We start from the raw sequence: 346 nt of genomic DNA, 5'->3' as shown, positions 1-346 counted from the left end.
AGTCATCACTGAATGCGACGTCGCGCACCTCCTTGACCGGGAAGTCCCGACCCTCTCCGGCGGCGAGCGCGCCCGCGTCCACAGCGCGCGCGTGTTCTACCAGGACACTCCCGTCGTGCTTCTCGACGAACCGACCGCGGCCCTGGACCTCCACCACGCCGAAAAAATCATGGGAATGATGCGCGCCCGCGCGGCGGCGGGCAAAGCCGTGGTCGTGGTCCTGCACGATTTGTCCGCCGCAGCGGCGTATGCCGATCACGTTGTGGTGGTGGCGCAGGGGCGCGTCGTAAAGCAAGGACCGCCTGCGGAAACCCTGGATGCACAGACCGTCAGCGAAGTCTACGGC

Annotated in this window: 1 protein-coding gene; it reads left to right on the top strand. The window is 66.8% G+C overall.

The annotated features are described in order from the left end of the window. The coding region (locus ACXIUA_RS00940) for an ATP-binding cassette domain-containing protein (RefSeq protein WP_457975906.1) at positions 1-346 on the top strand (346 nt) is incomplete at both ends.

It is taken from the genome of Corynebacterium sp. UMB8791 (genome assembly GCF_054166365.1).
This window is presented reverse-complemented; position numbering and strand designations above follow the sequence as displayed.